Origin of the sequence: Promicromonospora sp. NPDC050249, from assembly GCF_040656015.1 — a bacterium.
Lineage (GTDB): Bacteria > Actinomycetota > Actinomycetes > Actinomycetales > Cellulomonadaceae > Promicromonospora.
The window spans coordinates 68,079-79,532 of sequence record NZ_JBFAKY010000027.1 but is presented as its reverse complement, the minus strand read 5'-3'; the positions used below and the strand labels follow the sequence as shown (position 1 = coordinate 79,532).

Annotated in this window: 9 protein-coding genes; 3 read left to right on the top strand and 6 right to left on the bottom strand. The window is 72.7% G+C overall.

What is annotated here, in order from left to right; genetic code table 11:
* Nucleotides 1-133: 133 nt before the first annotated feature.
* Nucleotides 134-1,732 (bottom strand): ABC-F family ATP-binding cassette domain-containing protein, encoded by a 1,599-nt coding sequence (locus AB0I32_RS20670; protein ID WP_357509421.1) that lies wholly within the window; start codon nucleotides 1,730-1,732, stop codon nucleotides 134-136.
* Nucleotides 1,733-1,980: 248 nt separating this feature from the next.
* On the opposite strand from AB0I32_RS20670, the gene AB0I32_RS20665 reads away from it, so the two are divergent.
* The 3 genes from AB0I32_RS20665 (at nucleotide 1,981) to AB0I32_RS20655 (ending at nucleotide 6,425) form a co-directional block, all read left to right on the top strand.
* On the top strand, nucleotides 1,981-4,311 hold the full coding sequence (locus tag AB0I32_RS20665; protein WP_357509419.1) for a family 43 glycosylhydrolase: 2,331 nt from the start codon (nucleotides 1,981-1,983) through the stop codon (nucleotides 4,309-4,311).
* Nucleotides 4,312-4,430: 119 nt separating this feature from the next.
* Nucleotides 4,431-5,645 carry an MFS transporter gene (locus AB0I32_RS20660; RefSeq protein ID WP_357509417.1) on the top strand — a complete coding sequence of 405 codons (1,215 nt, stop codon included), beginning with the start codon at nucleotides 4,431-4,433 and terminating at the stop codon, nucleotides 5,643-5,645.
* 99 nt (nucleotides 5,646-5,744) lie between these two features.
* Nucleotides 5,745-6,425 carry a hypothetical protein gene (locus AB0I32_RS20655; RefSeq protein WP_357509415.1) on the top strand — a complete coding sequence of 227 codons (681 nt, stop codon included), beginning with the start codon at nucleotides 5,745-5,747 and terminating at the stop codon, nucleotides 6,423-6,425.
* Nucleotides 6,426-6,507: 82 nt separating this feature from the next.
* On the opposite strand, the gene AB0I32_RS20650 is transcribed toward AB0I32_RS20655, so the two are convergent.
* The 5 genes from AB0I32_RS20650 to AB0I32_RS20630 all read right to left on the bottom strand — a co-directional run bounded on the left by AB0I32_RS20650 (nucleotide 6,508) and on the right by AB0I32_RS20630 (nucleotide 11,452).
* Nucleotides 6,508-7,869 (bottom strand): threonine--tRNA ligase, encoded by a 1,362-nt coding sequence (locus AB0I32_RS20650; protein WP_357509413.1) that lies wholly within the window; start codon nucleotides 7,867-7,869, stop codon nucleotides 6,508-6,510.
* A 156-nt stretch (nucleotides 7,870-8,025) separates the two neighbouring features.
* Nucleotides 8,026-8,916, bottom strand: coding sequence for a neutral zinc metallopeptidase (locus AB0I32_RS20645; protein WP_357509411.1), 891 nt, complete (start codon nucleotides 8,914-8,916; stop codon nucleotides 8,026-8,028).
* Between the two features lie 188 nt (nucleotides 8,917-9,104).
* The gene (locus tag AB0I32_RS20640; RefSeq protein WP_357509409.1) at nucleotides 9,105-10,517 is read right to left on the bottom strand and encodes a serine hydrolase domain-containing protein; all 1,413 of its coding nucleotides are present in this window, start codon (nucleotides 10,515-10,517) and stop codon (nucleotides 9,105-9,107) included.
* 27 nt (nucleotides 10,518-10,544) lie between these two features.
* Nucleotides 10,545-10,859, bottom strand: a complete 315-nt coding sequence (locus tag AB0I32_RS20635; protein WP_357509407.1) for a CHY zinc finger protein — start codon at nucleotides 10,857-10,859, stop codon at nucleotides 10,545-10,547.
* Entirely contained in the window at nucleotides 10,856-11,452 is a 597-nt protein-coding gene (locus AB0I32_RS20630) for an energy-coupling factor transporter transmembrane protein EcfT (RefSeq protein WP_357509405.1), read from the bottom strand. The genes AB0I32_RS20635 and AB0I32_RS20630 overlap by 4 nt, the downstream gene beginning before the upstream one ends.
* Between the last annotated feature and the right edge of the window lie 2 nt (nucleotides 11,453-11,454).

Below are 11,454 nucleotides of genomic sequence, written 5' to 3'. Positions count from 1 at the left end.
CCCGCCCCGCGGGGGCCCCCCCTTGCCTCCCCGGGGGGGGCACCCCCCCGCGGGGGGGGTTGTTTCCCTGGTTTCCCACTTCCCCCCCCCCCCCAACCCCCCCCCGCTGGTGTAGTGGCTACCCGGGTCGAACTCAGGCGAGGGAGACGAGCTCCTGGTAGCTGTCGTTCCAGAGGTCCTCGTCGCCGTCGGGCAGCAGCAGCACGCGCTCGGGCTCCAGTGCCTCCACGGCGCCGTCATCGTGCGTCACCATCACCACTGCGCCCTCGTACGTCTTCAGGGCCCCGAGGATCTCGGCGCGCGACGCCGGGTCCAGGTTGTTCGTGGGCTCGTCGAGCAGCAGCACGTTCGCGCCGGACACGACGATCGTCGCCAGCGCCAGACGCGTCTTCTCGCCGCCGGACAGCACGTTGGTCGGCTTGTAGGCGTCGTCCCCGCTGAACAGGAACGAGCCCAGCACGGACCGCACCTGCGTGTCGGTGAGGTCGGGCGCGGCGTGCCGCAGGTTCTCCACGACCGTCACGTTCATGTCGAGCGTGTCGTGCTCCTGCGCGTAGTAGCCGAGCTTGAGCCCGTGCCCGGGCACCACCTCGCCGGTGTCGGCCGCCTCGACGCCAGCGAGGATCCGCAGCAGCGTCGTCTTGCCCGCACCGTTGAACCCGAGGATGACGACGCGGGACCCACGGTCGATCGCCAGGTCCACCCCGGCGAACACCTCCTGGGACCCGTACGCCTTCGACAGGCCGTTGGCGGTGAGCGGCGTACGCCCGCAGGGCGCCGGCGTCGGGAAGCGCAGGTGTGCCACGCGGTCGGAGACGCGCTCGGCCTCCAGCCCACCGAGCATCTTCTCGGCGCGCTTGATCATGTTCTGCGCCGCGGTGGCCTTGGTCGCCTTGGCGCGCATCTTCTCGGCCTGGGCGAGCAGCGTGCCGGCCTTCTTCTCGGCGTTCGCCCGCTCCCGCCGACGACGCCGCTCGTCCGTCTCGCGCTGCTCGAGGTACGCGCCCCAGCCCAGGTTGTACTGGTCGAGCTCGCCGCGGTTGGCGTCCAGGTGGAACACCTTGTTCACGGTGGCGCGCAGCAGGTCGGTGTCGTGGCTGATCACGATGAACCCGCCGTTGTACGCCTTGAGGTAGTCGCGCAGCCACATGATGGAGTCCGCGTCGAGGTGGTTCGTCGGCTCGTCCAGGAGCAGGGTCTCGACGCCGCTGAACAGGATGCGCGCCAGCTCGATCCGGCGGCGCTGGCCACCGGAGAGCGTGCCGAGCGGCTGCCCCAGGACCCGCTCGTCCAGGCCGAGGTTCGCGGTGATGATCTGCGCCTCCGACTCGGCGGCGTAACCACCGGCTGCCAGGAAACGCGCCTCGAGCTTGGGGTAGCGCTCCATCGCGGCGTTCTGCGTCGCCTCGTCGAGGGACGCCATCTCGCCCTCGGCCTGGCGCATCTTGGAGATGACCTTGTCCAGGCCGCGCGCGGACAGCACGCGGTCCATCGCGAGGACCTCGAGGTCGCCGGTGCGGGGGTCCTGCGGCAGGTAACCGATGTCGGTGCCGCGCACGATCTGCCCGCCCGACGGGAGGGTCTCGCCCGCGAGGGTCTTGGTCAGCGTGGTCTTGCCTGCACCGTTACGGCCCACCAGACCGATCCGGTCGCCCGAGGCGACCCGGAAGTTCGCCTCGCTCAGCAGCACGCGCGCGCCGACGCGCAGCTCGACGCCATGGGCAGTGATCACGCAGGTGTTCCTCACGGTTGGGGTGGTGGGTGGTCGTTCGGCCCACAGCGGCGGGGGCCCTTCCAGTCTAGTGCCCACGGTCCAGGGATTACGGTGCGTTGCCTCACGTCGGCGACACCCTGGACGGGACGGGCCGGGCGACGGTACCTTCGCGTCCGGTACTACGTTGTACCAGTCAGTCCGTTGTGATGGAGCGACGGGCCATGTCGCCGATGACGTGGCGCGCCGCCCGAAGGGATGGGAACCCCATGCAGCCACGGTCAGTCGCCGTCCTCGCCTCGCTCGCACTGGTCCTGGGCGCCACGGCGCTGTCCGACGGCGGTGGTGCCGCCCCGGCCGCGGCAGCGTCACCGCCGTCGGGCAGCGTGCAGCCGCCGTCCACCACCTTCACGAACCCGATCACCGCGCCGTTCGCCGACACCTATGCCGACCCCGCGATCATCCGCGGCAAGGACGGCTGGTGGTACCTGTACGCGACGAGCGACCCGCTGGTCTCGGGCGGGCCGTTCGGCAACATGCACGTCTCGAGGTCCAGGGACCTGGAGTCCTGGGAGTACGTGGGCACGATCTTCGACGACGAGAACCGGCCGGCGTGGGCCGCGAGCGCCTCGTACTTCTGGGCGCCGGACATCCGGTACGTGGACGGCCAGTACGTCATGTACTACACGGTGACCGACACGGCGGCGAACCCCGACCCGTGGGACTACACGATCGGCGTGGCGACCGCGCCGACGCCGACGGGGCCGTGGACCGACTCGGGCGGGCCGGTCCTGGACCCGCGTCCCGCGGGCGGCGACACCTATCTGAACACCATCGACCCTGCCCTGTTCGCCGACGACGACGGGTCGCGCTACCTCTACTTCGGCGGCTTCAACGGCGGCCTCTGGGTCACGCGGCTGGACGAGACCGGCACGCGGGCGGTGGGTGAGCTCACGCGGGTGACCGTCGCGGACCGGTACGAGGGCGCCTTCGTGGTGAAGCGGGACGGCTGGTACTACCTGATGGGGTCGTCGGCGAACTGCTGCGCCGGGCCGGTCACGGGGTACAGCGTCTACACGGGGCGGTCGCGGTCGCCGCTGGGCCCGTTCACGGACCACGAGGGCGTGAGCCTGAACGAGTCGCGGGTGGGCGGTACACAGGTCGTGGCGCAGAACGGGAACCGGTGGATCGGCGTCGGGCACCACGCGGTGCTGACCGACGCCGCCGGGCAGGACTGGATGCTCTACCACGCGATCGACAAGGACGACGCCTGGCTGGAGGAGCCGGGCGGCGTGAACCGACGGCCCACGCTGATCGACCGGATGGACTGGATCGACGGGTGGCCGGTGGTCAATGCCGGCGCGGGGCCGAGCGAGGGTCCGCGGCCGGGGCCGGTGTCCACGAGCGGGCTCGGCATCGTGAGCGGCGACCCGGCATCCGGGTCTGGTCTGCGGCGGGTCTCTGGCACGTTCGCCCGGGGCTTCGACGGCTCGGGCGACGCGGGCGCGCTGGCCCGGCTGGTGCCGAGCAGGCGGGATGCCGCCGTCGTGCGGACGGTTCCTGCCCCGCGTGACGTGCGGATCGAGGCCGACGTGCGGCTGCCCGACACCGACGCCTCGTTCACGGCGACCCTGGGCGGACCCGGACGGGCCGCCGTGCGGGTGCGGCTGGATGCGGAGGCGCGCGAGCTCGTCGTCGGGCAGGGACGGCGGGAGCTGCGGGCCGCGCTGCCCGCGAACGTGGACCTGCGCGACTGGCACGTGCTGACCGTCGAGGCGCGGGACGGCGCGGTCACCGCCCGGCTCTCGTCGAGCGGCCTGGGCGACGTCGACGCCGAGGTGCGGTTCGAGCCGCGCACCTCGCTCCCCCGGCGGGCTCCCGTGAGCCTGGCCGCGGACGGCGGTGAGACGCAGCTCGACAACCTGACGGTCGTGCCGGCCCACGAGCCGGTGACCCGGCGGGTCGCCGAGCCGCGGGCGGGTGCTGTCACGTTCACCGAGGAGTTCGACGGTGACCTCGACCCGGGCTGGAGCTGGCTGCACGCTCCGTCGACGGGACCGGACGGCGTCGGGATCACGGACGGCGCCCTGGCCTGGCCGCTGACCGGCCACGATCTGGTGGGGTCGGCCAACGACGCGCCCGCGCTGCTGCGCGACGCACCGGCGGGCGACTTCGTGCTGGAGACCACCGTCACGCTGCCGCTGGGCGAGAACAGCGTGCGCAACTACCAGCAGGCGGGCCTGCTGGTGCACGCGGGCGACGACGACTTCCTGCGGCTCGCGCCCGTGTCGATCTGGCAGACCCGCCAGGTGGAGTTCGGCAAGGAGCTCACGGCCGACGGGCGCACCTGGTTCGGCGGCCACGTCTCCGGGCCGGTCGCCGACACGATGCACCTGCGCCTGTTCCACACGACCGAACCGAACACCGGCGAGCACGAGTACCGGGCGGCGTCCTCGCGCGACGGCCGGACCTGGCGCTTCGGCGCCACCTGGACCCTCCCGTCCGACACCACCCCGAAGGTCGGCATCTACGCGGGCGGCGGCGCCACCCCGCCGACAACAGCAACCTTCGCCCAGGTCCGCATCCGCGCCCTGGACTGATCGGTTGTGGGCGCGATCGTTGCGTCCAGGACGGACGCGAAGCAACAACTGTCGCGCCCACAACCGGTGTCGCGGGTATCGCCTTGCCAGTGGGGCGTGTCCGGTCTGGGATGGAGCCCATGGCCACACCGCGCATACGTCCGACCTGGCAGCCCGGCGACGTGCGCGACGCAGCCGGCGGGCTGTTCGCCCTGGCGCTCGCCACGTTCGTCGCCATCACCACCGAGCTGGTCCCGGTGGGTCTGCTGCCCCTGATCAGCGACGACCTCACCGTCTCGGAGGGCACTGCCGGGCTGCTCGTGACCGCCTACGCATTCATGGTCGCGGTGCTCGCCGTGCCGCTGACGTCGGCCACGCGCAGGCTGCCCCGCAAGACGCTGCTGCTCACCACCCTCGGGATCTACGTCCTGAGCAACGTGATCGTCGCGGTCGCGCCCACGTTCGCGCTCGTCGCGGTGGCCCGGGCGCTGGGCGGCGCGGCCCACGCGGTCTTCTTCTCGGTGAGCATCGGGTACGCGTCCCGGCTGGTGCGCCCGCACCTCGCCGGGCGCGCGCTCGCCCTGGTCACACTCGGCGCGTCCGCGGGCTTCGTGCTCGGCGTGCCGCTGACGACGTCGCTCGGCGCCGCCGTCGGCTGGCGCGCCTCCTTCCTGGTGCTGGCCGGGGCGTGCACGCTCGCCGCGGCGCTCACCGCGCTGCTGCTGCCGTCCGTCGCCGGGGGCGGCACTCCCCCGGCCGACGCCGCCCGGGGTGCCCGCCGCACCGCGCTCGCCCAGGTCACGTCCGCGAACGCGCTCGCGTACCTCGGCCACTACACGGTCTACACCTACGTGTCGGTGCTGCTGCTCGCGGCCGGCCTCGCGACGGCGGCGCTCGGCCCGACGCTCCTCCTGACCGGCGCGCTCGGCCTTCTCGGCGCCTGGTACGCCGCCGCCCGGCTCGACGTGCGGCTCCGGCAGACCACCGTCGTCACGCTCGGGGTCGTCGCGGCCGGGATCCTGGCGCTCGGCCTCACCTTCCCCGGCACCGTGGGCACGCTCGCTGCCGCTGCGGTGTGGAGCATCGGGTTCGGCGCGGTCGCCGCCGTCTTCCAGACGGCGGCCATCCGCACCCGCGGGGCCTCGCCCGACGTCGTCGGGGCGCTCGTCAACTCCACCGCCAACATCGGGATCGGTGGCGGGGCGGCGCTCGGGGCGCTCGTGCTCGACGGCGTCGGGCTCGCCGCAGTGCCCTACGTCGGGGTGGCACTGCTCGTGGCGGCCCTTGTCGTGGTGCTCGTGGCCCGCCGCGCGTTCCCGGCGGGGCCGGCGGTGGAGCAGGACGCGGCGGAGTAGGACGCCCGCTCACGGCGGTTCCGGGCGGCCACGGGTGATAGAGCCGACGTTTCACCGCCAGAGCGCGCGGTAGAACCGTCTCGGACGTACGGTCCGCCCATGGGCACAGACTCACCGAGCGTTCCCGTCACCGTCGCCGACGCACTACCCAATCTCCGCACCGGCCGCCTGGCCCGCGGAGACGACCTGACGAACAACCGACCGGCCAAGCACCTGCTCGACGAACGTCGCGCCTACACCCGGCAGCACTTCACGTCGGTGCTGCGCGGCAGGCTGACCGGGCGTCCCGACGAGCGGCACCGGGCACTGAGCCGCCGCATCGCCGGCGTGCGAGCCGTCGCCCAGGAGCTCTGGGAGCTCGTGGCCCACCGTCCCGTCTGGCGCGTCCTCCATTCGGTCCGCTCCGCCCCCACCACACGCTCGGGGCAGCGTCCGGCCGAGCTCGAGCTCGACCAGCTCGTGATCGGGCCGTCCGGCGTCTACACCGTCCACTCGGTCTACCGCCCCACCCAGGACGTGACCGCCGACCTCGCCCGGGACACCGCGCGCCGCACCCAGGAGATCCTGGGCCGCGCGACGCGCGTACCGGTCACCGTGCAGGCGCTCATCGTCTTCGTCCGGACGGACCAGCCCCGCGTCGAGGGTCCGCGCGACGGCGTCGAGGTGCTCACGGCGAACGAGCTGGTGCCGTGGCTCGAGAGCCGGCGGCCGATGCTCACGGAGCGCGAGCTCGAGATCGTCCACCTGGCAGCCCGAGACCACCGCACCTGGGCCCCCTGACCCCGCCTCGTCCGCTGATCGAGCTTGCCGACACCCCCTGCTGGTCAAGCCGGATATCGCTGGTCGAGCCTGTCGTGACCCCTCACAGCCCGACCCGCACCACCCGCTTCCTTGCCGCCTCCGCCAGCCTGTCCCCCAGCTCGGAGAGCCGTACAGAAGACTTCACGCCCGATGCCGGGTCGGTCACCGCGAGCACCCCCGCCTCGATCTCGCGCGGCCCGAGCACCCCCAGCAGCGCGTCCCGGCGCTGACGGGCGAGCCGGATGCGGTTGCCGAGCGACCCGTCCCACTCCACCCGCACGCGGAGCCCGCGGGCGCGCAGGTCGGCGGCCAGCTCACCGGCCTGGTCCACCGCGACGCGGGCCGCACCTCCGTCGACGACCCCGCCGTCACCCGCACCGCCGTCGACCCCAGAACTACCCACCGGCAGCAGGCAGACCTGCACCGGCGCGAGCCAGAACGGCAGCCGTCCGGCGTGCCGCTCCAGGAGGAACGCGACCATCCGCTCCATCGCACCGACGGTGCCGCGGTGGATCATCACCACCCGCTCCCGCTCGCCGGAGGCCGCGACGTAGGTCAGGTCGAACCGCTCCGGCTGGTTGAAGTCGAGCTGCACGGTCGCGAGGGTCTCCTCGTGCCCGCGCGCGTCGAGCACCTGGACGTCGATCTTGGGCCCGTAGAACGCGGCCTCCCCCGCCTCGGCGCGCCAGTCCAGCCCGCCCGCGAGCCGGGCCAGCACCGCCCGGAGCGCGTCCTCCGCGGCTGCCCACTGCTCGGGCGCGCCGAGCCAGCTGCCCGAGTCGTCCCGGCCGGACAACCGCAGGTACGACACCTCGATACCGAGGGTGTCGAGCACCTCCAGGACGGCGGCCAGCGCGACGTGCACCTCGTCCGCCACCTGGTCGGGACGGCAGAAGACGTGCGCGTCGTCGAGGTTGATCTGCCGCACCCGGCTCAGCCCGGACAGCACGCCCGACCGTTCCGCCCGGAACATCGGCGCGAGCTCCGAGTACCGCACGGGCAGGTCACGGTACGAACGCGGCTCGGACGCGTAGATCTGCGCATGGTGCGGGCAGTTGGCCGGGCGCAGCACGAGCGGGTCGACGTCGGAGTCGCTGATCGCCATCGGCGGGAACATGTCGTCGGCGAACTTGGCCCAGTGACCCGACCGCTCGAACAGCGACCGCTTGCCGAGCACCGGCGAGTACACGGGTTCGCAGCCGGTGCGCAGCGCCACCTCGCGGGCGTACTGCTCCAGCTCGTACCGCACGGCCGCGCCGGCGGGCAGCCACAGCGGCAGGCCCGGGCCGACGAGCGGGCTCGACTCGAAGATCCGCATGTCACGGCCGAGCTCGCGGTGGTCGAGGACCGGTGCGGGCTGGTCGGCGCCCGGGCCGTGCTGATCGTGCTGATCCTGCTCGTGGCTGACGGCGACGTCGTTCATGGTTGCTCCTTCGATGGAGGAGCCGCCCCGGTGCCGGGCAAACCAAAAGCCCCGGAGCGAGCTCCGGGGCTTGGGTTGCTGAGTGCAGGGTCAGCGCGCGCCGGAGGGATCCGGCGTCGTCGTGCGTGCGCTGAGGTGCATGGGCCAACCGTACGGTCAGAGGGACGAGGCGTCCAGCGCGTTGCAGTCCTGGATGGTGCCGCCGTTGTAGCCGGTGGTGAACCACTTGACGCGCTGCTCGCTGGAGCCGTGCGAGAAGGCCTCGGGGTTCACGTCGCCGCCCGAGCGCCGCTGGATGTTGTCGTCGCCGACGGCTGCCGCCGCGGAGAGCGCCTGCTCCAGCTCCGCTCGCTCGATCGGTTCGAGGAACGTGACGCCCGTGTCCGGGTCCTCGGTCGTGGCCGCGGTGCCCGCCCACATGCCGGCGAGGCAGTCGGCCATGAGCTCGATGCGTACGGAGTCGGACTCCGGGCCGGTGCCCGACCGGTCGGCCCGCTCGAACAACCCCAGCTGGTTCTCGATGTGGTGACCGAACTCGTGCGCCGTCACGTACATCTCGGCCAGCGGTCCGCCCTTGGCGCCGAACTGGCTGGAGAGCTGGTCGTAGAACGCGAGGTCCTCGTACACGGTGGTGTCGGCGGGGCAGTAGAACGGCCCGGTGGCCGACGTCGCCGAGCCGCAGCCCGTGTCGACGGCGTCGGTGAAGCTCACGACCTCGGGCATCTGGTACTCGACGCCGCCCTGCTCCGGGAGGGTCGTCGCCCAGTAGGCGTCGAGCGACTGGACCGCGGCGTTCAGGCGGCACTCCGGGTCGGTGTTGGCCTGCTCGGCCGTGCACTCCCCGATGTAGCCCGCCTCGCCGGTGTCCCCGCCGCCCGACGTGGTGCCGCCGAGGACGTCCGCCGGGCTGTTGCCGGTCACCAGCATGTACACCAGCGCGATGACTATCGCGATGCCGCCGCCACCGCCCACGGCGACGGCGCCTCGGCGTCCGCCGCCCTTGCGGACCCGACCACCCTCGAACTGACCGCCCTCGTTGAAAGTCACCTGCCAACGCTACCGCGACGGGGGCGCAGTCACCCGAAGACCGCCGCCGCTGTTGATCGAGCCTGCGCCGCAGGGAAGGACCACCCAGTCGGGCTGTGTTGCGGAGAGTACACAATGTCCACTCTCCGCAACACAGCCCGCGGGGTACCTGTCTGCCCGAGGCCGTCAGGCCTCTGCCAGACCTGCTCCTAGCCGCCGAGCACCCGCGCCCGGTACTCCTCGACCGGCCACGCGGTCATCGCGCCGAAGCGGGCGGCGACGACGGCGCCGGCGGCGTCCCGCTCGACCTGTACCGGCTCGCCCACCGTGCCGAACCCGGCGACGGACTCCTGCGCGAGGCGCCCGTCGGACACGACGAGCCGCTGTGCCACCTCGGCCGGCTGCGGGAAGCGCGGGTTGATGGTGTGCAGGATCCCGCCGAGGTCCACGACGTCGGACACGCCCCACAGGTTGGCGAAGCGACCGACGGGCGCGTTCGCCGGGACGGGCGGCACCGGGTTCCCGCCGGTCGCGGCAGCCGCGACCTCGTCCGCCGCCGCGAGCGCCAGGTTGATGATCTGGATGACGCCGCCCGCGATCTGGTTGGCGATGCCGTCGACGGCGTTCGTCAGCGCGGAGACCACGAGGCCGTCGACGGGGTCGATCCAGGTGCGTGTGATGTGGCCGGGGTAGCCGCCCGAGTGTCCGACGAGCTCGCGGTCGCCGACCTTGCCGAGCTCGATGCCGACGCCGTACCGGCCGAGCTGCACGCCCCGGACCGCTACGGTCGACTCCTCGCGCTGGACCAGGCGCTTGCTCTTGTCGGTGAGCAGCGTGGTGTCGCCGAGCACGTGCGTGGCGCCGTAGCGGACCATCTCGAGCGCGGTGGAGTACCAGCCGGTGGCCGCCGCCATGGCGCGGGTGTCGACGTGCGGGATGACGCGGCGGGCGTCGGCGTGCGAGATGCGGCCGGTGTGGCCCGCCGCGTACTCGTCCGCGCGGGCGGGGTCGAGCTCGGTCCCGGTCCGGGTCAGGCCCAGGGGTTCGATCACGGCGGCGCGCGCCACCTCGTCGTACGTCTTGCCGGTAACGCGCTCGATGATGATGCCGAGCAGGCTGTAGCCGATGTTCGTGTACTTGAAGTGCTCGTTCGGCTCGAAGACGACGCCCTCGGTGCGTACGCACTCCAGCACCTGCTCGCGGTCCAGGAAGGGGCGCTCGTACTGCCAGAAGTCGCCGTCCGACGAGTCACGGATGATGCCCGCCTGGTGGCCGAGCAGCTCGCGGACGGTGATCTCGGCGGCAGTCGAGCCGTCGAGCTCGGGGACGAGCGCGCCGACGGCGTCGTCCAGGCGCAGTTCGCCGCGTTCGACGAGCTGCATCACCAGGACGGTGGTGAATGTCTTGGAGTGGGAGGCGACGCGGAACAGGTGGTCGCTGGTGAGCGCCTCCCCCGTCTCCAGGTTCGCCGTGCCCCAGGCCAGGTCGACGAAGACCTCGCCGCGGCGGCCGACGGCCAGCTGCAGGCCGGGCACGCCGTGATAGGCGGCCTGGAACGAGGCCCAGTCGGCCAGGTAGGGGGCGATCGAGCGGAGGGTCTGGGCGGTGCGGTCGTCAGTCACGGGGACGACTCTCTCAGGTCGGCGCCATTATCCGAAGTAGATCGAATGATGGCGGGCGCACCCGGGGTTGAACGGGGCCGCGCAGGCCGGGCAGCTCCCGGCGCCCACGTACTGGGTGATGGTCAGCTCTGTCCAGCAGGCCCCGCAGAGCACCGCCCGCCGGTCGCCCGCACCGGCCGGCCACGGCCGCGACGGGTGGTCGGCACTCTGGTCGTGGCACAGGTGGCACGGGTAGTACCGGCCACAGCACGCGAACCGGATGGCGATGATGTCCAGCGGCGTCCGGTAGTGGATGCACCGGGTCTGCTCGTCGACCGTGGGGCCGAGCACCTCCGGCCTCATCGCACGCCCCGGGCGGCGAGGGCGTCGCCCAGCTCGTCCGCGTGCTTGAGCGCCATGACGAGGAACGGCATCGCGAAGTGCCGAAGGCTCCGCCCGCCGCCACGGGCGCGCTGCGCCTCCCGCACGTCCCGGGCCAGGCCGGCGAGTACCGGCAGCGTGCTCAGCGTCACGGACAGCGTCAGCGCCGCCCGCCGGGGGTCGATCCGTAGCAACACCAGCGGCTGCATCGCCCGCTCGATGGTCTCCAGCAGCTCCGTCGCCGGGGTGGTCAGGGCGAGCAGCGCGGCGAGCGCGCACGCGACGGAGACCCGCGTGGTGTTCGCCGCCGCGCTCTCCGGGCCGAGGAAGACGAGCTGGCCGACGAGGGTCAGGCCGATCACCCAGCGGATCGCGACGAGCTGGCGCCCGAGCTCGCGCAGCCCCGCGCCGGGTACCGCGTAGCACGCGAGGCAGACGCCGGCCATGACCCCGGCGGCCCACCACGTCACGGGCAGCAGGCAGATGCCGAGCACTATCAGCAGGAGCAGGGCGGTCTTCGGTCCGGCCCTCAGCCGGTGCCACGGACCGTTGCCGGGGCGGTACAGGGTCACCATCT

Bases quoted from the DNA above. Each gene is read 5' to 3' on its own strand.
- AB0I32_RS20655 (WP_357509415.1), top strand. From the start codon at position 5,745: ATGGGCACAGACTCACCGAGCGTTCCCGTCACCGTCGCCGACGCACTA.
- AB0I32_RS20665 (WP_357509419.1), top strand. From the start codon at position 1,981: ATGCAGCCACGGTCAGTCGCCGTCCTCGCCTCGCTCGCACTGGTCCTG.
- AB0I32_RS20660 (WP_357509417.1), top strand. From the start codon at position 4,431: ATGGCCACACCGCGCATACGTCCGACCTGGCAGCCCGGCGACGTGCGC.
- AB0I32_RS20635 (WP_357509407.1), bottom strand. From the start codon at position 10,859: ATGAGGCCGGAGGTGCTCGGCCCCACGGTCGACGAGCAGACCCGGTGC.
- AB0I32_RS20630 (WP_357509405.1), bottom strand. From the start codon at position 11,452: ATGGTGACCCTGTACCGCCCCGGCAACGGTCCGTGGCACCGGCTGAGG.
- AB0I32_RS20650 (WP_357509413.1), bottom strand. From the start codon at position 7,869: ATGAACGACGTCGCCGTCAGCCACGAGCAGGATCAGCACGATCAGCAC.